Here is a 22,893-nt window from a genome sequence, read left to right as displayed (position 1 = left end):
TCCTCCTAAATATTTTATCCCCTGATTCCAAGTAATTTATTTATTTTGGGTTTGTCGAAACCAACGACGGTGCGGCTTCCGATAAAAATCACCGGCACGCCTCTGTGACCGCGACGCTCAAGGTCTTTGGCGGCGTTTCGGTCGCGAGTCACGTCGATGTCTTTAAAACGAACCTTGTGCTCGCGCAAATATTTTTTTACGGTATTGCACCAGCTACACGTCGGTGTAGTGAAAATGATCACTCGTGGTTGCGTTTTCGCTTGATTCATGAGAGATTCTCCTTTCCCATTGCTCCGTATTCATGAATCCGATTAATTCTCTTTGCCGTTGCCATTGCCGTTTTTTAACAACTCTTTTTCGATAATTTCGATCAAAGTCTCTTTTGGCAAGGCGCCGACTGCCATTTGCGGCTGGCTTTCTTGGGGAATGAAAAGCAAAGACGGAATACTGCGAATGCCAAACGCCATTGCTAATTCCTGTTCCGCTTCCGTGTCAATTTTATAGAAATCTACTTTCCCTTCGTACTGTTGGGAAAGCTCTTCGATGACCGGAGACACCATTTTGCACGGCCCGCACCAGTCAGCGTAAAAATCAATCATCGCCGGTAATTCGCCTTCAAATTTCCATTCGCGATTTTTTTCGTAATCAAAAACCTTCTCCAAAAATTTCTCTTTCGTCAAATGTTCGACCATTAAAATCTCTCCTTAAAACGTGGTTCATTAAATGAATAACTATGATTATTTTAAAAATAAGACTTATTTTTTCCAATAAAAACCTTGAATCGGGAAAATTCCGAGCAGAATACGCTTTTTACTGCAAAAGACATTCCACGCTCATTTCTCCCTACGATATTTTAGTGAAAAATTTGCAAGATCTCGTGGGGCCGCCGGAACCGCAGTAATGAAGTTTGTGACAAACAAAACATCTTTTTTGTGAAAAATATCTATCCCTATTCATAACTCACCTACAAATAATCCGTTCTGCATGCCTCTTTTCAAAGTTGGCAAGTTAGATGTCATAAGATTTAAAAAGATTCACATGGCTGAAATGAGTCAGAATATTTTTTCAGCAAAATTCAAATCGCTGTAATTCAATAATTTTCAGTGAACAAAGGCTTCAGGCCAACCATCGAAATAAATTCATTTTTCAAAATAATGTTTTCGCGTTTAACTCGGCAACTCGTTTCAAGTTCCGAATCTGTTTTCATTTTATGCCTAAAATTTGAACAAAAAATTCGGAACGTCGGCGTCGTCAATTTGAGAAACAAAAAATGAGCGACACAATTTCGAATCATGGTTTTGTCGCTGATTTGATTGCTGCAAAAAATCTTTTCAATTTTTCTTCGTTCAAATAACCATTGCTGCGCACGCCGCTGCACACATCAACCGCAAATGGCTTGACGGTTTCAATTGCCGATTTGACATTTTCTGGTGTCAAACCGCCGGCCAGGAATACCGGTTTTGCCGATAATTCACGAATTCTGGCGCTAATGCGCCAATCATGAACTCTTCCCGTGCCGCCAAGCTCTTTCACCGTCAAATTCGGATTTCCTGAATCCAGCAAGATCGCGTCCACAAATGAAACGATTTCTTCCGCAACAGTGATCGACTCTTCGCCGGCGATATGGATGACCTGGATGAGCCCAATCCCGGGCAGCGAATCTTTTAACTTTCTCAAATCATCGCCTTTTGAGCGGTCCACTAATTGAATGGCATTGGTCTTACACCTTCGCTGCTGGCGAATTATTTCTTCCGCGTTTGTGAGGCTCGTCAGAAGAACAGTCGTTATTCCGCGCGGAACTGCTGTGGCGATTTTTTCTATTTTCTCTTCGCTAATTGCTCCCGGCCCGCTTGGCATTTCCGAAACTAACCCTAACAAGGACGCCCCAAAACGCATTGCTAAAAACGCTTCTTCCACGGATTGAATGCAACAGATTTTCACCAATGGAGTTTTCGATTTTATTTCTGAAAGCCAGCCCATTTTTCACAGTCCCCGTTTTTATTCGGCTAATTTAACAATTTTTTCATTAATTACAAAGAAGAAAATATCTGCTTTTTCATGCTGATTTTTCTGAAATCTATTTTCATTAAACCGAGCAAACTGGCACAATTATTGAAGACTAAAAAAAGATCAAAAAATTTGTGCATTTTTTCAAATGCCGTAAAATTTACAACAAGGGGGCTTAAACCACTTTTATCTGACTTGCCCTCTTGCTTTTTTTGAACTGTTCACCTAAAAATGAAATGGGCGCAAATATGAGCAAAAAAACAACCCGACGGCAATTTCTGAAACAAACAGCAATCGGCAGCGGAGCAATGCTCGCCGGTTTTCCTCTGCGATTTTCAGATCATCTTCTGCATGCTCCTGCCAAAAGGCTCAGTGACAGGCCTAATTTTATTTTCATCATTACTGACGAAGAACGTTCAACTCAGCATTTTCCTGACAACTGGGAGCAAAATAATTTGCCAAATCTCACGCGTCTGAAAAATCATGGGCTGTCGTTCAATAATTCTTTTTGCAATTCGTGCATGTGTTCCCCGAGCCGGGCCACGTTTTTTACCGGAATCTACCCAGCGCTGCATGGCGTCACCGGCACACTGCCCGAAGCCGAAGGAAGCACCGAGCCTTTGCTGGAAACTACGCTCAGTACAGAACTCCCGAATATGGCACAAATACTTCGTTCTGCCGGCTATCAGGTTTATTACAAGGGAAAATGGCACATGAGCGTTCCCGAAGGCAGCGAGTGGCAGGCTTCTGATCTGGAAAAATACGGCTGTGACGACTGGGATCCGCCGGACGCGGGAGAAGATCTCGACCCGGAAAACTACGGCGCCGGACGCGCGAATCATGACGCGCGTTTCGTGGCGGATGCTGTTGGTTTTTTGCAACAAATTGATGACACGCAACCTTTCGCGCTATTCGTGTCTCTCGTTAATCCGCACGACATTTCCGCTTATCCTGACAATTTCACCGAGGACTTTGACGATTCCATGCTGGAGGGCGACTTGACGTTGCCGCCGACAGTTTATGAAGACCTTGAAAAAAATTACAAGCCGACTGCGCAGGCGGAATTGCTCAATAAATTGGACATTGGCCTGGGAAAACTGACTACAGTGCCGCGAAAAAAGAATTACGTTAATTTTTACGCTAATTTGCTCAAACACGTGGACGAGCAAATCGGCGAAGTGCTCGACGCCATCGAAGCGCCGCGTCAGGACAAACCGCCTCTGTCAGAGTCCACGATTATTTTTCGCTTTGCCGATCACGGTGAAATGGGACTTTCCCACGGCGGAATGAGGCAGAAAATGTTTGTCGCCTACGAGGAAGCTCTCCGCGTGCCGATTATTGTTTCCAATCCGGCGCTTTTTCCGGAAGCGAAAACATCGGACGCGCTAATTTCGCTCATCGATATTCTGCCCACTGTGGCGACTCTGGCGCAAGCGCCAAACATGGAAAAATACGACCTGCGCGGCGTGGATTTTTCGTCGATCATCGAAAATCCGGAAGCAGAGCCTGTGCAGGAGGATATTTTGTTCACATTTGACGACGTGCGCGCCGGAACGCCGGGAATTGAACAGTTAGTTGACCCTCCCAATCGGATTTACTGCATCCGGGAAAAGGACTGGAAATTTGCCCAATACTACGACATCGACAATAACGTGGCGCCGGAATATGAAATGTACGACCTGGCGCACGATCCCAATGAAACCGAAAATCTGGCGCACCCGGATCATCCGCGTTACAATGACCCGGATGTGGTCGCTGAGAGAAACCGTTTGGCAAACAAACTGGCGCTGCGTATTTCCGAGAAATTGGCGCCATTGCAGACGGGAGTTAGCCAAAAAACAGAAACGCAGCCGGTTGATTTCTCTCCGCTGAAGAATTATCCTAATCCGTTCAACAACCAAACCCGGCTCGAATATCAATTGAAAAAATCATCTGCCGTGCGCTTGCAAATTTTCAACTTGCGCGGTCAATTGGTGAAAAATTTAATTGAGGAAATCCAAACTGCTGGTAAGCACACAATCGAATGGGACGGTAAATCAGAATTTGGGCAGGTCGTTTCGTCAGGACTCTACTTCGCACATTTGTATTTGAATGAAAATTTGACTGCTGTGCGCAAGCTTCATTTTTTGAAATGATGGGCAAATATTTCAAATTTTGCCAATCGACCGTCCTGGCCGCCGTTGCGAAGCGGTTTGCGCCAGGATGGCTTTAATCCGATGAACTGAATGAGCGTCCGATCGCCGAAATAGATGAAGGCCGTGGATGTGACGCAGCGATGTTTCAAAAAATTGCCAAATTTTTGGTACAACTTTTTTATTTCTTCTTTTTTCCCCAGCCGAATGCCGTGAGGCGGGTTCGCGACGATTGTCGTCTGTTCCAGCGTTTGAATTTTTTCAAAATCAATCGCTTGAATTTTCACTTGATTGCCAAAAGGCAGCAGCGATAAATTGCTTTTTGCCCCCTCGGCGGCATCGGCTGAAATGTCGCTTCCGACAATCAAATCTGGCGGAATTTCGCTAACTTGACCGTCTGCCTTTTTTTTCACCTGTTGCCACAAATCAGCGTCAAAATCCGGCAAAAATTGAAATCCAAATTTCTCGCGCAAAAATCCAGCGGGAATTTTCGCCGCAACCATCAGCGCTTCAGCGAGCAGCGTACCCGAGCCGCAGAACGGATCGTAAAACTTCTGCTTTCCGTCCCACTCGCTCAGACGAACGATTGCCGCAGCAACGGTCTCTTGCATTGGTGCTTCCACGGAAAATTTCCGATACCCGCGCCGATGTAGCGACCCACCGGAGGTGTCCCAACTGATGGTAGCGAAATTTTTCTCGATGTGCACACTAATCCAGACGTCAGGATTCAGCCGCTCCACATTGGGACGGTCGCCGGTTTTTTCGCGAAAATAATCGACAATTGCATCCTTGGCAACCAGGGCGGCGTATTGGGAGTGCGTAATTTTGCTGTTGCTGACATTGGCAAAAATCGCAAAAGTATTCTTCAACGAGAAAAATTGATCCCACTCAATTTCTTTCATTTTTCGGTACAAATATTTCTCGTTGTGGCACTGAAATTTCACCAGCGGCGCCAGCACGCGCGTCAGCACTCGCGATTGATAATTGGCACGGTACAAAGTAGCGGCGTCGCCTTCAAAATAAATTCCTCGATGAGCCGGAACAACATTTTCCCCGCCCAGTTCTTTTACTTCCGCAGCGCCTAATTCTTCCAAACCGGAAGCAATTTGGGCGAAATAACGATTTGTTTTTTGGTATTCAAATATTTGCGTGGTCACAGTTTTCTTTCATTTAAAATGAATGGCAAAATAATTTGCTGATATTTTCAAAAATTCCTGTCCCTCTGCCATTAACTTTAGCATTTTTCAATTTTCTTTAATGACAGGCATTAATGTTAAACCAATTCTGGGTTTCATATCTTTTTTCCAATATTTACTACAAAGATTCAATCCCTTCGGAATTTCCATATTCTATAAAAAAGTTAAATCATAAAAGCTTTATTTCAAAGCTGATGAAAATTATTTTGCCCATAATCATTTTGCCTAATTATTTTGAGGCAAAATATCAATCATCAAAAGACCTTCTCTTTAGCGAACTCTTTCACATAGCCGTCAATACCCTCACTCAAACATTTCTCCAACAAAGAAGCAGATTTTTCCAGCAAACCTGGCAGCCACTCCTGTTCTTCTGATGAAAATCTCGACAATACATAACTGGCAACATTGCCGTGAGCCGGACGGGAAACACCGATGCGGAAACGATAAAAATCCCGCGTTCCGATTTGCTTTTCAATGGAACGAAGTCCGTTGTGACCGCCGAGTCCGCCGCCTTTCTTGAAGCCAATCACGCCAAAATCCAATTCAATTTCATCGTGAACGACCAGCACCTCTTCCGGTTTTATTTTGAAAAACTGCATCGCCGCCTGAACGCTTTCACCGCTCAGATTCATGAAGGTCATTGGCTTGAGAAAATAAATTTTGCTGCCCCCGACGTTCGACTGACAAAACAGTCCTTTGAATTTCTGTTGCCAATTCACGGCGGACAAAAGAGCAAATTCGTCGGCAATCATCCAGCCGACATTGTGCCGGGTTTTGGCATATTCAGCGCCAGGATTGCCTAAAAAAACCACTAATTTTATGTTTTGAGTCATATTTTTTTTGGTATACCCCAGTTTAAAAGTGGAGCACACCCTCCGTAATTTTAGTGTTCCAGCGGAATCGGTTCTAATCTTTTTTTCAAAACCGGCGTCAAAATTTTTGTCCAGAGCTGGTACCCTTTTTCGTTCATGTGCAGGCTATCGGAAAGAAAAATTTCCGGCAAAGGTCTGCCGTTTTCTCCGATCATTGGATTGAAGATGTCCACAAACTGTAGATTTTCGTCATCGGCAGTAACGACGTATTTTTTCAGCAATTGGTTCAAAAGCCGGTACTGCGAGGCCCATTGCCAGCGCGAAGGACTTGGCTTAGCCGCCAGCAAAATAATTGGCACATGCGCCATTTTTGTTCTTACTTTTCGGACGAAAGCCTGGTAGTCTTTCAGAATTTCAACAGGGCTTTTTCCCGCAGCAATGTCGTTATCGCCTTCGTAAACGATAATCATCGAAGGTTTGTATTTCAAGACAATGCGATCCGTGAAATAGAGCAAATCGCTCATCTCGGAGCCGCCAAATCCGCGATTGAGTACTTTCGTGAAGGGAAAATCTTTTTGAAGCGATTCCCATTTTCGGATACTCGAGCTTCCGACAAAAAGCACGATGCCAGAGTCAGACGGATTTTTCGCATCAGCTTTTTCAAACTCATGAATTGCTGATTCCCAGTAATTTTGAGAGAATAATTGAGTGCTGAAAGTCAGTAGGAATATTGAAAATATGAGCAATTTTGAGGTAGATGCGTTCCACCTTTCGGACAGAGTACTCTTTTTGATTTTTCCTTTGTTGTTTTTCATAGTTCTTTTTCCCTTCAAACGATAGATTTTTTCAACTTTCTAACACTTTCGGTTCTCATTTTTTTGACAAAATAAACAACTTCCCTGCCAGAAAATCCGTTACCCACAAGCGTCCGTGCTGATCAACTTTGGCGTTTGTAATGCTGTAAACAACATCTCCAAATTGGCCATTGACATAAAAAGAGACATTTTGTGTGTCAAATCTGGTGTTTCCGTAAAAATATTGATTTTCAAAAACTGTGCGAAATTTCTTTTTTTGGGGGTCGAAAGAAATTAGATAAAACCTTGTGGCCGTGTGACTGGAAATAATCAGTTCATTTCCCCAGATAAACAAATTATCTGGATTTCCCTTTTTAGGAAGTTTATATTTCTTGACTTTTTCTCCGATTTCGACCAACTTATTTTCGCCGTGCAAAATGACAAAAACCTTCCCGTTAATTTTCCTCATGAATAATGGTTCAATACCGACTTGGACGCTGCTAATTTCAAAACTATTTTTATTTATCACCGAGACGGAATTGGAACCGAAGTTTGCCACATAAATTTTTGTGTCATCAAAAACGAGATCTGTGGGATCCTTGCCTACCTCAAAACGATGAATTATTTTTTGCGAGTCAATACTCACAATTTGCAGAACTCCCGGGTCATCATCTGTTTCACCGACACGCGCGAGATAGAGCCAATTTCGCTCAGCGTCATATTTCAAAACCCGCTGAGAAGTTTCGCGGGTGACTTTATCTCCCAATTTCAGGCTTTGCCCGATGTTGAACAATCGAACTTCGTCGAAAATTCTCCCTAAAAATTGTTCTTCCGTGCCCCAATTATTTTGTGTGAAATAGAGGACTCCTTTTTTGTCGAAAACCATCTTCTGCGCTTGTCGCGGAATACGGCGATCGTAAAAGTGAAGATCGTCTTTGTCAATCGTCAAAATCCCATCCTTTGCATTCCAGATGTAAACATTGGGCCAATAAGATTGATGGGGACCGTAAGATAAGTATACATTTTGTTGCGAGTTGAGAATTGCGCAAATTGGATAATCGAACAGCAAATCATGAAATTGCACCTTGCCGCCGTAACTGACTTCGGCGAATTGATCTTCATTATTGAAAACCAAAAAGCTGTTCCTGTTTTTCAATTCGATTAAATCGATCGGCGCCCAGCCGGTGTGTATTTTGTCAATTTTTTCGCTCTCCGGATCGAACGTGCACAGAGCTGCGCCAAAAGTGCCGTTTACGGCAGTGCCTCCCTTCGGAAAATAAATCAACCCTGTTTTCGAATAATAAACCATGTTGAACATGTGAGGAATTATTCCCAGCCCGGGAACGCGCTTGATTAGTTTTCGCGTCGGCAAATCAACGACATCTATTTCCCCGTGCGCCCAACTGGCGACATAAATCAAATCGTTCTGCAAATCGAGCGCAGTGGCATCGTTGGCAAACGTCGGCAGCGCAATTTCTGACACCTCTCCCCCATTGCCAAAATCGATCACGTGCATCGCCGGATGATTATCGTAAGGAACGTAAACTTCATCGCGAACCGGGTTGTAATTAATGCCCACGCCCTCTGTCAAGCCGGGCAATTTCACGATTTGATCGTTTTCGTTTACCAGGTCGATTTTTGCCGCTTCCACCACGTGCCTTTTATCCGTTTCAATGACAACGTACAAAAAATGAGTTTTTTCATTAATGCCGGCAAAATGCCAGCGCGCCCCCGCTGTCACTTCCAATTTTCGTTTCCGAAGAATTCTCCGGCTCCGAGAATCGATAAGATACAGAGTTGAAGAAAAGCCATCGAGAGCAGCAATTTGGTGCAAATTATTGTCGGCGACTACTTTGCGAATCGGCGGCGGTGGCGTTGCATTCAAATTCTTGAGCGGTTCTTCATAGTCCAGCCACTGAATAGTGTCCATTTTTTTTGTTAAGGCATTGTAAAAAACGATATTTTTGCTCTCTCTGCCAGCGAGAAAAACATTTCCGGTCTGCTCGTCCACAGCGATAGATTCAAATTGCTTCTCCGTAGCGAACCTATCTGCCGTTTTGTTGTCCGGAGAAACGACAAAAAAACACTTTTGCCCGATGAGACAAACATCGCCGTTCGCACGATTGAGCGTCATGGCTTCAGATTTGAGATGTTGAAAAGCGCGGTCGCCAATGGGAATATTTTTTACCTGACGAGTTTGCCCCTGAATAATCGTCAGCGATGAAGACAGCGTATTTGCGACAATGATGCGATCCCGTTTTTCATCCAGCAAGGTAAGCACAGGCCCCGCGGCATTGACATTAACGCCAACATGCGGCAGAAAATCGACTGTTCGGACGTTAATTTTGGCGAATAGAGAGGAGAAAAAGACTCCGAGCAGAAAAGTAACTTTTCCGAAATTTTTCATTTGCGGCTCCTTCAAAGTATTGCGATATAGAGTTTCGCGTGTCGAGTTACGAGTTATCAGTTGAGAGTTAGATTCATTTAATCTAAATTCAGGTTAATTCCCGAAACTACAAACGCGAAACAATAATTTTAACATCAATTAAACTTCTTGTTCTTTGTGAGCTTCGTGGCCTTACCCTTCTTTTGACGTTACCAGTTTTGCCAACATGGATTTGATCAAAGATACAAATTTTTTCTCATCGAAGCAATACTAATTTACGCCATCTATTCAATCGGAAAAATCAGACTGATTTCAATTTTCCGGTCGTTTGTCTCGGCGGAAACCTTTCCTTTCAATTTCTCTGTGAGTTCTTTGACAATCGCCAACCCCAAACCGGAGCCGCTTGTTTTTTCGGAAGTGTTGGGATTACGATAGAAAGGCTCAAACAGTTGTTCGCCGGGCGCATCCAGAGGAAAAGCCAATTGATTGGAAACGCGGATATTAAGATTCTTTCCGAGCAAAGAGACCTTGGTCAAAATCGGGAAATCATGATCTCCGTATTTCAGTGCATTGCTCCAGAGGTTGTCCAGTATCTGGGACAGTCTTTCTGGATCAGTCTTCAATTCCAACTCGTTTTCGATGCGATTTTCGAAGATTGCAGTTACTTTTTGAGCGGACGCCTTGTGTGAAAAATAACTGTGTTCCTCCACAAGAAATTTTCCGATGTTGATTTTTTTCTTTTCCAATTGATATTCCGGCGTGCGGATGCGTGCCAGTTGCAGCATATCATTGGTAATTTTAATCACACGATTCAAATCTTTCTTCACGACTGGCAAAAGTGTTCTTCTTTGTTCTTCGTCGAGCACATTTGAAAATTCTAAAATATCGATAAATCCCTTCACTGATGTGAGAGGTGACTTTATTTCATGGGAGGCATGAGCGATCAATCGCTGACGCGCCTCGTTGACTTCCTTTAACTGACTAATTGTTTTTTTCAACTGGCGAGACATGTCATTGAATTTGCGCGCGAGAAAAGCAACTTCGTCTGACCCTTTTTCCTCTAATTTGAAATTAAAATCACCGCTGGCGACCTTATTCACTCCCTGTTTCAGCCGTTCCAGCCGCTGATTCAAATAATAAACCAGCCGCCAGCCTACAAAAGACGAAACAAGAATGGAAATGATTCCGGACAGAATGAAATAGAAAAACACGCTATTCAGCACCGGCGTTTTTTTAAACTTCATCTCGATTTTAATGGTCTGAAATGGCGATTGCGTATTTGGATTATGGTATAATTTGGAAAACGCAGTAAAACCATGTGGCTTTTCCAGACTTTTGACCCTGTCCGTGGAAACCAAATTCTCAACATCAGAAGTCGTTCCGGCGATCCAGCGATTGTTGTGATCAAAAACATCCACATTGAATTCCACAAATAGCGAATCCAGAATTGATTTTACGCGCGCCGGATCAGGCGACGAACCAGCCTTTTCATCGAGTTCACGAAACAGTTGCATAATGCGCGGCTTCTCCAATTCAGCAAAAGCATCCACCGACTTGTTACGAAAAACAATCGTATTGATCACTGCCAGAATGATGAACAGCGTCAGTGACATGGACGCCAGGACAAAAATGATTCTCGTGTAAAATGATTTGAATAGCATGACTATTTTCCTAATTTGTACCCTACGCCAAATACTGTGATGATGTATTCCGGATTTTTCGGATCGAGCTCCAGTTTACCGCGCAATCGTGCAATGTGCGAATCCAGCGTTCTGCCGTATCCTTCATATTCGTACCCCATAACTAAATCGATAAGATCGTTGCGGCTGAACACAACGCCCGGTTTTCTCATTAAAATCTCCAGAATTTTGAACTCCGTGGGCGTGAGTTCAACTTCCACGTCGTCGATTGTCACGCGACGGGTTTCCACATCCATGATGAGCGCGCGAAAGACTATTTTCTTTTCCTGTGCGCCGTCCGTTGATTTTCCCACTCGGCGCAGCAGCGCTTTGATGCGGGCGATCAATTCCATCATATCGAACGGCTTTGTCAGATAATCATCGGCGCCGGACTCGAAACCGACTAACTTATCCATTATCTCCGAGCGCGCCGTGAGCATTAAAATTGGCGCTTGTGTCCGATCGCGCAATCTGGGGATCAATGTCGGGCCTTCGACGTCCGGCAGCATCCAATCGAGAATAATTGCATCGACTGATTCAAGGTCTTTTGTTTCCAGCGCGGTTTTTCCATCATTAGCAATTTCCACCTCAAATCCAAACATGTGCAATTGCACACTGATCATTTGCGCGATGCCACTCTCGTCTTCAATTATTAAAATACGACTCATTTTATCACCTCTCTTTTGGGTCTGCTCTTAATTTAGGAAATATTTTTTTAAATTCAAGCTAAATTTGCAGTTGCACATTTTTATCAGATTGCCGCAACATTTTCTCAGCAAGTTTGGCAAACAATTTTCAATTTTACGCGATTCCTTGACGAAATATTCAAATTTCACGCCAACGCGACTTTGATTCAAGAGTTCTGAAAACTAAAAATGAACAAAAACTCGCATTTCTAAACAACTTTGGGAAAAATTTTTCACTACATTTTCAGAAATTGGCAACAACTTTGCAACACTCTGTTTGACTATTTTTCGTATCTTTGGTCGAAGCAATTTTGAAAATGAAAATTGTTAAATTCATTTAAATCTTAATCAAATTTTTTAATCAACTTTTTTAGGAGGTTTCATCATGAAAAAATCACTGAAAGCTTTGACCCTGATCAGCTTGAGCGCACTACTTTTCATTTATGGTTGCGACAAAAACCCGACTTCTCCCCAAGAGGAAGAATTAACCAACACCGAGCAAATGGTAATCATTGCCGCTGAATTAGCCGAACCGACCGGAGGAATTTCTTCTGATCTGAATACGGCTTACGACGTTGCCACCGGCGATGTCGGCGCTCTGTACAAAACTAGCAGTTTCGACACCACAATTTCGGTTGATTGGATCTCTTATCAATTACACCTCAACTTTTATTCCAAAAATGGCAGCGAGCAGGCTCGCTTTATTCCTTCGCTGACAGATTCAGTGGTTTTTAACGGCGCTGCTTCTGGCCACACTTCTTCCGAAACGCCGACGCAAGACATCACCTTGAATCGCGACAGCAATTTTAAAATTGCAAATATCATCTCGTACGATGTGACAATGAACGGCTCTGCTTCCAATAATTCGAGTTACAAAGTGACCTACAGTTCAAGCATTTTTCAGATTGCGCCTAAATCTACATTTAATTTTCAGAATTTGAAAGTCAATCTGGCAAACGGAAACTACATTCCTTACGCTGGTAAAATAGTCGCGACGATCAAAGGCCACATTACCAAAACCGGCGCCGGCGATGACAAGGACATGGATTACAGTTATAAAGTGACCGCCGAATTTATCGGCGGCGATAACGTAAAAGTGACCCTGCCGAACGGCGTTGAATTCACGCTCAACTTGCGCACCGGAAAATTCAGCCTGGCGTAACCGCGGCACAGCCTCAGGGCATTGTTCAGATTGAAATTTCAAACTGAACAATGCCCCTTTTCAAAATGAAAGGAATTCATCATGTTTCGCAATTTTTTAATTTCCGGAAAAAATATTTTTTTGCCTTTTTTGATTTCAATAATATTCATATTTTCCTTAACATCTCTTTTCGCGCAGAATGTGGCAACGCCTCAGTTTTCCTATGAAACGGGCAAATATCACCACCCAATTTCAGTTGAAATTTCCTGCGCCACGCCGGACGCGAAAATTTATTACACAACAGACGGCACAACCCCGGATGAAAATTCGACACCGTACACGGGAACTCCGGTTCTCGTTTACGAGCACGTTGTCGGCGACAGCGTCACTTTCACCGGAGACAACGATCCTGACGTTCTCGACGAAAACGCGCCTTTGCGCTATCGTTCCATGATATTGAAAGCCATTGCCGTTGGCGAAAATAATGCAAAAAGCGACATCGCTTCCGCGGAGTACGTCATCGATTTAGTGGATGCCTCGCTGAATATCCCCTACGCCGATCCGCCGGTAGCCGGCGGAACAAAGCACGAACTGGATGTTTACCATCCCATCGGCGAAGAAAATACACCGGTTTTGCTGTTCATTCACGGCGGCGCCTGGAAAATGGGCGATAAAAATCTGTATATGGAATTGGGAAATACCATGGCAGGCTATTATCGTTTTACTACGGTTGTTGCTAATTATGAATTATCATGCGACCCCTGGAATGCGGTTTTTCCTGAACATATCCTTGACGTTGCCAGCGCTTTTTCCTGGGTTTATGAACACATCAGCGAATATGGCGGAGATCCCGAGAATATTTATCTTTTCGGTCAATCGGCTGGCGGGCATCTGGTGTCTTTATTGGCTACGGACAGCAACTATCTCATCGCCCACGAACTTACAAATGCAAAAATTAAAGGCGTGATTTCCATGAGTGGGGCGTATGAGTTGTACGATCTTGTCGCCTGGCCCAGCAATCCCGACGGGTTGAACGCTCAAGAAGTGCTTGAATACAAAGGTCTCTGCGCCATTGTTTTCGGAAATTGGGAGCAAGGTACTCTTGACAGTTTTTCTCCGCAAGAATTCATAAAAGTGAATCAACCGCCGTTCCGCATTATCGCTCTGAACGAAACAGACACGTTTCCGGACATGCCGGGCTTCAGCCAACAGGCGAATAATTTCTACAGTGCTATTTTGGCCTTGAACAATCCTTCTGTCGAAATGAAAATTCTGAATGAAAACGAAATTCCTGAAAAGGTGCGCCAAATGGATTTCCCTGAAGATACCAAAGGCCATTATCAGGAAATTTACGCGATCAATACCAGAGACTGGGACAGCCGCTCGTCAAAATTAGTGGCGGAATTTCTGCAAACTGTTCCCGAAGCGCCGACACTGCAGGCGCCGGGCGACCGAGAAAACAACGTAGCACCGTATGCAACGCTGCAATGGGAAGTCGCCAAAAAGGCGATTTACTATCACCTACAAATTTCCGAAAATGAAAACTTCCCCGTTGATTCTCTGTTTTTCGACAGTCCAATTGCTGACACGTCCTGGAAGATATTGTTGTCACCGCAGAAAAATTACTACTGGCGAGTGAGTGCGGTAAATGGTCTGGGAGAAGGTTCCTGGAGCGAAACCAGGCAATTTTCAACGTCAGAGCTTACTGGCGTGAAAAACCCGGAAACGCTTCCCCCGCAAACGCCGGCGCTGATGAATTTGTACCCCAATCCCTTCAACGGCGTGCTGCATCTGCAAATAGAAGTCGCTGGCATTAATAGAAAACAAATCGGACAGATCAAAATTTTTGATGTTTTGGGCAGAAATGTTTATTCCCAAAAAGTAACAGTAAATTCCGGTTACAATGACTTTTTGTGGCAACCGGCTACACTTTCCAGCGGAATGTATTTTGTGAATTTTTCTTTTGGGGAAAACAGGCTGATGCGCAAGGTGATGTACGTGAAGTAGCTCGCGAGAGAAACCCTTTCAAAGATTTAGCGCCTTTGAAAGGGTTTTCATAACCACAAACAGCGGCTCTATCCTATTATTTTAGGCGATAAACAGGCGCCAGCACCTATTTTAAAGATAAAGCATTTTCAGCACACTGAGTCACACAGGCGTTGCAGGCAAAACATTCGTCCCGTTTTTGAATTCTGATTTTGTTGTTATTGATAATTCCATATACGCCTTTCGGACAAACCCTCAGACAAAGCCGGCAATTGTTGCATTTATTCACATCCTGATGAATTTTTCCCGCGCTAAAAACTCCGGTCATAAAAATGTGGCCCAAAGAGGACATGCCAAGTTTGTGCATCAACCATTCGGCTTCTGACGGATTCCCTGCCACGATGCCTCTCAAATCAAAACCAAGCCACATGTTTATCGCGCTGACAATCGCCATTATTTTCCACTGGCTGAATGCGGGAGCCTGCAATATGAAATTGGAAAATGCGGCGATGGCGATAACTTCTATTACGGATAGAATAGCAGCTTTAAGCCAGCCGCTTTTTCCGGGGATTAACGGAAATCCGGCATAAAGTACAAAACCGGTCATCCAAAAAATCGCGCTGATGGGAAGAAACAAATTTGGCGCTGACAACAAAGTAATTATTCCAATGGCAAGCCAAACAATAAAGTTCATTGAAAGCAGCATTTCCAATCGAAACGGGAGCGAAAAATCGGCGCGATTGTGCTCATAGACTGTTTTCCGGTCACGCAAAAATAGCGGAATATCTCCGGAATATGCCGGCCCAAAGATTCCGATTCTCCCTGTTTCTTTTTCCAACATTTTGCGATCAATTCCCGGTGCTGAAAACTGCGGCAGGATAATTTGGCGATGATCAACTCTTTCATTAATCCGGCTTGTTTTTATGGCTGTTATTACCGAATGGGTATTTAACTCTCCGCCACAGGAAGCACACCATACGTTTATTCCGTTTGTCGGCGCCACTAATAAGAAAACGTTTTCACCCTTTAAAGACTTCTCAACCCGCCTGACAGTAAGATGAAAATTGCTAGTAAGAAGAACGGCGGAATTTCTCTCCGGATTGCCGATCATTCGAAGTCCTGGCTCCACGGGATTAGGAAACCAGCGGCCGATAAAATCCCAGATGGACTTTGCAATTGAAAAATCGTTCTCCGGTTTTTTGGGTACCGGCAATAAGGTGTCGTCTCGCTCGTCGTCATTTGATATTTTTGCCGACAGAACAGTGAAACTGTCCAGGAATGAACGATCTTCACTGATGATTTTGAAGCCGGATTCTTTTATTTCTTCCCCGATTCGGGTAAATGGTTTTGTGCCGGTCTGAGCAATGATATAAGTCAAAACAGCTAATGGGAGGCGAGCTAAAAAATGGATTATTTTTTCCAACGGCTTTCTCGGTTGAACTTCCACAGCAATTACAAGTGTGCCGTCTGGTTTTAATAATTTCTTAATTTGATGTAATGCCAATGCCCTTTCTTCGTAATAGAGCTCGCTGAAAACCAGAGTCGATACAATCAAATCAAAACTATCTTCCTCAAAAAGAGAATCAATTTCAACGACCCCCGCATTGTACAGTCTTATGCTATCCTGCATTCCGTTCCTGGCAATTCGTTTTTGCGCTACCGCTAACATCCCCGCAGAAATATCAACGCCCGTCGCGTTAGCGCCTGCTTTTGCGGCATCTATGAGCAGAGAGCCGGTTCCGCAGCCGATGTCCAGAATATCCATGCCGGGCTTCACATAAGTCTGAACGATCTGCTTTCTGATTTTTTTTGCGTGCCCCCCAGACAGAATATTGATGCCTTTATCATATCGGTCAGGCCGATTTTCCAGTATCTTCATAAAGATGTAAGAAAACATTTTTCATTTCCTTGTCTTTTTTGCTTCTTTTCGCTCAAATGGCCGCCTGAGTTCGCGGCCAGCATTAGCGGTTAAGTCGCCGTTGAGACATGCGTTTTTATCTCTCTGCCATGAGATATTTCATTGGAAAGCCCAATCTTTTAATGGTCAAATCCTTTTTTAATTTGATACCATATTTTGACAAGGAAGGTGTGATATCGACTGGGCGCACCCCCTTGCTGATCGATGGGAATCTGCTAAACAGATTTTCCCACGTTCGACCCAGGGCATCTAACGGCATGTCCATATAAACCGAGAAAAATAAACCCTTGCTTTTCAAAGACCTTTTTATTTCCTTGACGATGTCATCAAAATCGCCCTGGGGCAAGAAATCAAAAAAACAATTTGCAAAAATTGCGTCAAAGTAACGATCTTCAAATGGTACGGAGAAGAACGGCTCTATCCATATTTCCAGGCGGTTAATTTTCTTTTTGATGGAATATTGCTTCGCTTTTTCTCCTAAAGCGTCTGAAAAACATAAAAGATGTGATTCCCCATTTGAGTTCGCTTGCGTTAAAATTTTTATTCCTGCGTCTGTGGGCGGAGATATTATCAGTATTTTTGAGTCATTAATTCCAGAATCTTGCGCCTCCATATTTCTCGTTTCCATTTCCATTAGCCTGACCCAGAGATCAAAAAAGCCTGATACGCTCATGTAAGATTTTTCTATATTCATAATTCATGCTCCGGCATACAAAAATCCGTCCAAGGGATTGGGCATCCGAGCTACGATTACGCACCTAAACTTTACACTTGTAAGCGCTCACCGCATTGTTTTTGGCAAAGACTTTTATGTGTTTTTAATTTTTCATTACAGCTTGTTGCATTTCACTTTGCGTAATTTGTAAATGGATCGAAAATTTCCAGCCGTGCTCAATATGAAGCCTTGTGTCGGGAATGCGCGCGATGTAGTGCATTTGAGCTATTTTCACTAAATTGCCGGACTCAGAGCAACGGCAGTTCATCAAATATATCTTGAATCGCGCTTTTTTCCAATCTTTCTAATGATACTTTGTGAAAATCAGCGCGAATTTCAAAACCGATAAAATTGCGATTCAACAATTTCGCTGCCACTGCCGTTGTTCCACTTCCCATAAATGGATCAAGGATAAGCTGCTTTTCTTTCGTCGTTAGTTGAATGAGCAGTTTCACTAAGGACAGTGGCTTCTGAGCTTCATGTACCCTTTTTTCATTTTTTCCAAGACCAAATTCAAGCAAGTTAGTCGGACTGATGCCGTTTAACTTGCATTCGTCAATATTCATGGCGCCAACTTCATACTCAAGAATATTATCAGTAATTGTGCCGCCGATTTTGTATGGCTTCATAAACCAGGCGATTGGCTCCCAAATGGGCGCTAAATTTCCAAGTCTCCAACCCTGCCATTTTTTAGCTTCTTCAAAAAGACCTCTTCGTTCAAGGACAGTGCTGACTCTCTGTGCGCGATGATGGGCTGCCGGCTTTTTCCATGCTAAAATATCTCTCAATAAAAAACCACTATCCTCAAAAGCATTAATTACTCTGTGAATTGTCCTTCTCGCTCCAAAAACAAATAAAAAAGCGCCGCTTTTCATTTTGGGGTAAACTTCACTCGCCCATTTTTCACACCAATTTTGATATTCCGCCCCACTATTTTTGTCTGATTGAGCCCAGCCGTTGATTGGTTTCCCTCGTCTTTTAAAGCCCGATTTTCCTTCTTGAGCCGGAGATTTTCCCAATAGCGCTGAATTAGTATTATTGTGCAATACATCCCAATCGTCAAGACTGATGCCATAGGGAATGTCGGATAGAAATAAATCAATGCTGCTATTGTCTAATTGGGGAATATGCGCCAAACAATCGCCCAAGGTTATTTTATTTATGTAGTTGTCATTCATCATATTTCTCACGCCAATTCAGGCAGTTAATTATTACTACTTAGCAAATTATGTGAATAGCTATACTAATTTATGCTATTTATACAATTAAACATCCCCCTAAATCCCCCTTCAAAGAGGGACTTTTCGAGTTCACCCCTTTAAAGGGGAGGATGTTCAGATTCAATCCACTAAGTAGTGTTACGTGAAACAGATTTGACCGCAGTTGCAAGTTTGGTCGAAAATCGGGTATTTTCAAAATTGTCGAATATAGCAAGTCAGAACAGATGCCCTATCAGTAAATAATTTGTTCTATTTTTTCAGATATTATTTCATCACGTCGCCAGCGGGCAATTGCCTTTTGCGCAAATTTTGGCAATTTTGACGCCGCTTGAAAAGCGCTTTCAAAAAGTTAGACATTTTCCTTTTCTCTTTTCCCAAAAAACTTCGGCAATAACCAAATTAATCCCCCAGCACTAATCAGAAACGGAATCAAGAAAACAATGCCATTGGCGATTTTGCCGTAGAGGAAACTTCCTGTACCGAAAAGCGCGGAGTAAACGAGCATGATGCCAAGAACCCAGCCCAAAATTGCATGGGTGATGCTGTCCGACGAAGGCTCCAGATTGGCCGTGTATCTGATGAAATCCCAGCCCCTGCCGAAAGGACGGACGAGCTTGTAAAAATTTTCCAGGGTTTTGCGATCAGTGGGTTCGGTCAAAAATGTTGCGATGATCCACACTGTCGTGGTAAATGTGACGGCCAACACGAGAGAGATATGAGACGGAACCGGTTCAACGAATTTGTTCACTAAAAATAGGAAGGCAGCGATGATGAACGAACTAATCATCGCCGCGATTTCACTCCAGGCATTAATGCGCCACCAGAACCAACGCAGCAAATAGATCAGTCCCGTACCAGCGCCGATGGAAAGCAGTAAGTTAAAAGCGTCTTTTGCAGTATCCAGCGCGAACATCGTCAGCGCGGCTAAAATCATCAGAACTGTCGTAACGAGTCTGGCGACGAGCACGTAATGTTTTTCCGAAGCCTCGGGTTTGAAAAATCGTTTGTACACATCGTGCACCAGGTAAGACGCGCCCCAGTTGAGATGCGTGTCCATCGTGGAAATGTAAGCCGCCAGCAGCGAAGCCACCATCACGCCCAACAACCCGTGCGGCAAAAATTTCAACATCGCCGGATACGCAATATCGTTTCCGATGAGATTTTGACTGACATTCGGAAAAGCAGCCTGGATGGAAGCCAGATTCGGATAAACCAGAATTGACGCCAGCGCAACGATGATCCAGGGCCAGGGACGTAAACCGTAATGCGCAACATTGAACCACAGTGTGGCTGCCATGGAATTTTTTTCGTCTTTCGCCGCCAGCATCCGTTGGGCGATGTAGCTGCCGCCGCCGGGTTCCGCGCCCGGATACCAGACAGACCACCACTGAATCGTCAGCGGAATGATGAGCAGCGGCACTGTCAATTCCCAGTTGCCAAAATCAGGCAATAAATTCAGAGTCCCGGAATCCAGTTTGGTGACCAGACCAGTCAGACCGCCGACAGCCGGATGTTTCAACGCGTAAACCGCGGCCGCCACGGCGCCGGTCATCGCCATGAGAAATTGCACCAGGTCGGTGACCACAACGCCCCACAAGCCGGACATCACGGAAAATCCGATGACAATTACCGAACAAAATAGCACGGTCTCGGTGCGGGACCAGCCCAGCAAAATATTAGCAATTTTCGCCGCCGCCAGCGTCACAGAAGCCATGATCACGATGTTGAAGAAAAATCCCAGATAGATGGCGCGAAATCCACGCACCACGGCTGCCGATTTTCCCGAATAGCGAATTTCGTAAAATTCCAGATCGGTGAGCACTTTGGAGCGGCGCCAGAGTCGCGCGTAAAAAAAGACAGTCATCATTCCCGTGACCAGAAACGTCCACCAGACCCAGTTGCCGGAAACGCCGTTATCTCGTACCAGATTGGTGACAAGGTTAGGCGTGTCCGTGCTGAAAGTCGTCGCCACCATAGACGTGCCTAACAGCCACCACGGCAGCGAGCGTCCGGAAACGAAAAATTCCGCCATCCCTTTGTTGGCACGACGAATGTACAAAGCCGCCAGTCCGAAAGAAAAAATGAGATAGCCAATTATTATGCTCCAGTCCAGTGCTGATAATTCCATGGATTCCTCTCGCTTTTTTCAATATCTGATTCGAATTCCGCAACCGACAAAGCAGCTATTTGTCAAATATTTGCTCTGTCGTCAAAGCTACAAATTCTTCAACAATCCGGTTCTTTCATTGAACTCGCGAATCTTTTCGTCCCATTCTTCAAAAACGTGCATTCTGTCACGCCAGTAGTTGTCATCGTACCACTGGGCATCCAGTTCCTCGACGGATTTGCCAAGCTGCTCAACCCAGGTGAAATACTTTAAATTGTGCATCCGTTTTTTGTCCCAGTAATTCAGTTCTTTCATCCAATCTGTCGTCTGTCCGAGCAGACATTTTTCGAAATCAGCCGCGGCGTCCAACTCGCTGTATTCGCCGAACCGCTCGCGCAATTCCTGAATGCGCGAACCGTACAATTCCATGGAGTCGGTCGCCACCGTCATCACGATGCAGTCGCTATTCATTTCGTAATATTTCGCCATTTTTATAGCGCCGAGCATGTTGGCAATACCGGAAATTCCCAGCCAATCGAGGCGATCAACCACTTCCGTTGGAACGCCTTTTTTCTTCAAGTACTTACGTCCCGCCGGCTCATTGAACAAACGCAACGGACGAATCGTGTCCTCGTCGTCGATATCGACTACCATGTCCATATTTTTCAAATTATGAATCCAGGGCACATGTTTGTCGCCGATCCCTTCGATGCGATGACTGCCATAGCCATTGTAAAGCAAAGTCGGGCATTGTTTTGCCTCTCCGGCGCCGATGTAAATTTTAGCAAATTTTTCGCGCAAATATTCGGCGCTTCCCAGGGTTCCGGCGGAGCCTTGCGTCAGAAAAAGCCCACGAAGTTGCTGCTGTCCTTGACGTTCTTTATTGTACACTTCTTCCATTGCCTGTCCCGTGCAGTAGTAATGCCAGACCGCATTGCCGAATTCCTCAAACTGATTGAGCACAACAATTTCATCCGGTTTTTCTGCCTGCAGCGCTTTTGTTTTGTCATAGACTTCCTTGACATTACTTTCGCTTCCGGGAGTTGCGTAGATTTCTGCGCCGACTTCTTTCAGCCATTCGAATCTTTCCTTTGACATTCCTTCGGGTAACACGGCAATGCTCGGGCAAGAAAGCAAATGAGAATTAAAGGCGCCGCCACGACAATAATTTCCGGTTGAGGGCCAAAGCGCTTTCTGGGTAGTCGGATCAAATCTTCCGGTGACTAATTTTTCCACCAGAGGACCGAAAGTGGCGCCCACTTTGTGCGCGCCGGTAGGAAAAAATTTTCCGATCAACATGAAAATTCGCGCATTCACGCCGGTCAGTTCCCCCGGCAGTTCGATGTAATTCACGCCGCCAAAACCACCGCCGAATTTCACCGGCTCATTTTTCCAGGTAATGCGAAATAAATTTCTCGGATGCAAATCCCAAAGCCCAATCTGTGATAATTCCTCCTTTATCTTCGTCGGAATTTTCTCCGGATGGGCCATTTGCTCGTAAGTCGGAATGATGATATTTCTTTCGCGACATCGTTGAATCGTGTTTTCCAGTACTTGTTGCCTATCTTTCATAAAATCTCCGCTATTTTTTTTGTTCATATTCTTCCCGTAGGATTGAATAAATTGGTGTGTCCACAGGCTCGCCCCATTTGATGATATTCTTCCTCAGGACGCCCTCTTTTCTCATGCCAATTTTTTCCATTACTCTGCCCGAAACAGGATTGCCCGCGAAATGCAGCGCATAAACGCGATTGAGTTTCAAATCTTCAAAACAATATTCAACAATTTTTTTTGCCGCCTCGCTGCAATAGCCCTGATTCCAGAATTTTTTACCAATCCAGTAGCCAATCTCTGCTTTTTCGTTTTCTCTGTCAATACTTGAAATGCCAATTGCGCCAATTATTTCTTTGCTTGATTTCAAAGTTATCGCCAGTTCAATGGAAATGCCGTCCTCAAAATTCTTTTGATGACCGCTAATCCATTCCTGCGCCATTTCCGCTGTGTAAGGATGCGGAATGTGGCATGTTGTTCGCGCGATTTCAATATCATCGACAAGCTCCCGCACTGCAGCAGCGTCAGAGAGCTCAAAACCTCGCAAAATCAAGCGTTCAGTT

The 22,893-nt window shown here is 44.2% G+C and carries 18 protein-coding genes; 3 read left to right on the top strand and 15 right to left on the bottom strand.

Features of this window, described 5'->3' with window-relative positions:
• Positions 1-14 precede the first annotated feature (14 nt).
• The 3 genes from GXO74_03745 to GXO74_03735 form a co-directional block, all read right to left on the bottom strand.
• Positions 15-269, bottom strand: coding sequence for an NrdH-redoxin (locus GXO74_03745; protein ID NOZ60773.1), 255 nt, complete (start codon positions 267-269; stop codon positions 15-17).
• Between the two features lie 42 nt (positions 270-311).
• On the bottom strand, positions 312-692 hold the full coding sequence (gene trxA, locus GXO74_03740; protein NOZ60772.1) for a thioredoxin: 381 nt from the start codon (positions 690-692) through the stop codon (positions 312-314).
• A gap of 598 nt (positions 693-1,290) precedes the next feature.
• A complete protein-coding gene (locus GXO74_03735; GenBank protein ID NOZ60771.1) occupies positions 1,291-1,980 on the bottom strand; it encodes a phosphoribosylanthranilate isomerase in 690 nt (229 codons plus the stop codon).
• Between the two features lie 275 nt (positions 1,981-2,255).
• On the opposite strand from GXO74_03735, the gene GXO74_03730 reads away from it, so the two are divergent.
• Positions 2,256-4,142: a sulfatase-like hydrolase/transferase gene (locus GXO74_03730; protein NOZ60770.1), complete on the top strand. Its 1,887-nt coding sequence runs from the start codon at positions 2,256-2,258 to the stop codon at positions 4,140-4,142.
• On the opposite strand, the gene GXO74_03725 is transcribed toward GXO74_03730, so the two are convergent.
• The 6 genes from GXO74_03725 to GXO74_03700 form a co-directional block, all read right to left on the bottom strand.
• Positions 4,127-5,284, bottom strand: coding sequence for a class I SAM-dependent RNA methyltransferase (locus tag GXO74_03725; GenBank protein ID NOZ60769.1), 1,158 nt, complete (start codon positions 5,282-5,284; stop codon positions 4,127-4,129). The genes GXO74_03730 and GXO74_03725 overlap by 16 nt on opposite strands.
• Before the next feature lie 305 nt (positions 5,285-5,589).
• Positions 5,590-6,168 carry an aminoacyl-tRNA hydrolase gene (locus GXO74_03720; protein NOZ60768.1) on the bottom strand — a complete coding sequence of 193 codons (579 nt, stop codon included), beginning with the start codon at positions 6,166-6,168 and terminating at the stop codon, positions 5,590-5,592.
• Between the two features lie 50 nt (positions 6,169-6,218).
• Entirely contained in the window at positions 6,219-6,962 is a 744-nt protein-coding gene (locus GXO74_03715) for a hypothetical protein (protein ID NOZ60767.1), read from the bottom strand.
• A 55-nt stretch (positions 6,963-7,017) separates the two neighbouring features.
• A complete protein-coding gene (locus tag GXO74_03710; protein ID NOZ60766.1) occupies positions 7,018-9,348 on the bottom strand; it encodes a hypothetical protein in 2,331 nt (776 codons plus the stop codon).
• A 263-nt stretch (positions 9,349-9,611) separates the two neighbouring features.
• A complete protein-coding gene (locus GXO74_03705; protein NOZ60765.1) occupies positions 9,612-10,988 on the bottom strand; it encodes a HAMP domain-containing histidine kinase in 1,377 nt (458 codons plus the stop codon).
• Between the two features lie 2 nt (positions 10,989-10,990).
• Positions 10,991-11,674, bottom strand: coding sequence for a response regulator transcription factor (locus GXO74_03700; GenBank protein NOZ60764.1), 684 nt, complete (start codon positions 11,672-11,674; stop codon positions 10,991-10,993).
• Between the two features lie 403 nt (positions 11,675-12,077).
• Between GXO74_03700 and GXO74_03695 the strand changes: the two genes are divergently transcribed.
• Together GXO74_03695 and GXO74_03690 are read left to right on the top strand one after the other, a co-directional pair.
• Positions 12,078-12,854, top strand: coding sequence for a hypothetical protein (locus GXO74_03695; GenBank protein NOZ60763.1), 777 nt, complete (start codon positions 12,078-12,080; stop codon positions 12,852-12,854).
• Between the two features lie 180 nt (positions 12,855-13,034).
• Positions 13,035-14,840, top strand: a complete 1,806-nt coding sequence (locus tag GXO74_03690) for a carboxylesterase family protein (protein NOZ60762.1) — start codon at positions 13,035-13,037, stop codon at positions 14,838-14,840.
• 106 nt (positions 14,841-14,946) lie between these two features.
• Here GXO74_03690 and GXO74_03685 read toward each other — a convergent pair whose 3' ends face one another.
• The 6 genes from GXO74_03685 to GXO74_03660 all read right to left on the bottom strand — a co-directional run.
• Positions 14,947-16,716: a methyltransferase domain-containing protein gene (locus GXO74_03685; GenBank protein NOZ60761.1), complete on the bottom strand. Its 1,770-nt coding sequence runs from the start codon at positions 16,714-16,716 to the stop codon at positions 14,947-14,949.
• Between the two features lie 97 nt (positions 16,717-16,813).
• Positions 16,814-17,431: a methyltransferase domain-containing protein gene (locus GXO74_03680; GenBank protein ID NOZ60760.1), complete on the bottom strand. Its 618-nt coding sequence runs from the start codon at positions 17,429-17,431 to the stop codon at positions 16,814-16,816.
• Positions 17,432-17,700: 269 nt separating this feature from the next.
• Complete coding sequence (locus GXO74_03675; protein ID NOZ60759.1) at positions 17,701-18,630, bottom strand: site-specific DNA-methyltransferase; 930 nt, start codon at positions 18,628-18,630, stop codon at positions 17,701-17,703.
• 391 nt (positions 18,631-19,021) lie between these two features.
• A complete protein-coding gene (locus GXO74_03670; protein ID NOZ60758.1) occupies positions 19,022-20,800 on the bottom strand; it encodes a Na+:solute symporter in 1,779 nt (592 codons plus the stop codon).
• A gap of 87 nt (positions 20,801-20,887) precedes the next feature.
• Positions 20,888-22,351, bottom strand: a complete 1,464-nt coding sequence (locus GXO74_03665; GenBank protein ID NOZ60757.1) for a pyridoxal-phosphate dependent enzyme — start codon at positions 22,349-22,351, stop codon at positions 20,888-20,890.
• A gap of 10 nt (positions 22,352-22,361) precedes the next feature.
• Positions 22,362-22,893: GNAT family N-acetyltransferase (locus GXO74_03660; protein NOZ60756.1), on the bottom strand; the 532-nt coding region annotated here is incomplete at its 5' end.

The organism is Calditrichota bacterium (genome assembly GCA_013152715.1).
Taxonomy (GTDB): Bacteria; Zhuqueibacterota; Zhuqueibacteria; order Thermofontimicrobiales; family Thermofontimicrobiaceae; genus 4484-87.
The sequence above is the reverse complement of the archived record's forward strand: the minus strand, read 5'-3'. Positions and strand labels throughout refer to the sequence as shown.